The sequence below is a fragment of the Mycobacterium scrofulaceum genome, from assembly GCF_002086735.1.
GTDB lineage: Bacteria > Actinomycetota > Actinomycetes > Mycobacteriales > Mycobacteriaceae > Mycobacterium > Mycobacterium scrofulaceum.
In genome coordinates this window covers 1-685 of sequence record NZ_MVIJ01000157.1, presented here as the reverse complement: position 1 = coordinate 685, position 685 = coordinate 1, and the positions used below count along the sequence as shown (strand labels likewise).

1 protein-coding gene and 1 pseudogene are annotated in these 685 nt (G+C 63.2%); both read left to right on the top strand.

What is annotated here, in order from left to right; translation table 11 throughout:
- Positions 1-20: 20 nt before the first annotated feature.
- A pseudogene (locus BST44_RS31595) lies at positions 21-311 on the top strand (IS256 family transposase); the annotation flags it as partial.
- On the top strand, positions 283-685 hold a 403-nt coding region (locus BST44_RS31590; protein WP_369332979.1), incomplete at its 3' end, for a transposase. The pseudogene BST44_RS31595 and the gene BST44_RS31590, both read left to right, overlap by 29 nt.

The following is a 685-nucleotide window of genomic DNA, read 5'->3' as shown; positions in this document are numbered from 1 at the left end:
GGGTCCGTGCTGATGGCCGCATGGAGCTCGTCGGGCTGGCTGACGGCTTCCGGGGATCGACTGAGTTCTGGGCTGATTTGCTGCGCGATTGCCGCCGCCGCGCCATGACCGCAGCGGTGCTCGCGGTCGGCGACGGCGCCCTGGGCTTCTGCAAGGCGTGCGGGAGGTGTTCCCGGATATTCGAGAGTAGCGCTGCTGGTGGCATAAGCAGGCCAATATTCTTGCCGCACTGCCGAAATCGGTGCACCCAGGGTGCAGTCGCGGCGATGAAGGAGATCTACAATGCCGAGGATATCGACAAAGCCCAGCTCGCGATCAAAGCGTTCGAGATCGACTACGGCGCCAAATACCCCAAAGCGGTCGCCCAAGATCGTCGACGACGCCGAGGTGTTTTTGGAGTTCTACCGGTATCCCGCCGAGCATTGGATCCACCTTCGCACCACAAATCCGATCGAAAGTACCTTTGCGACAGTACGTTTGAGGACCAAAGTCACCAAAGGGCCGGGCTCCCGCGCGGCCTGGCTGGCGATGGCCTACAAGCTAATCGAGGCCGCCCAGGCCCGCTGGCGCGCGGTCAACGCACCACACTTGGTCGCCCTCGTCCGTGCCAGCGCCGTCTTCCACAAGGGCAAGCCGCTCGAACGGCCTATCGACATCACACCCGAACCGTCGGCAGCTGAGCCTC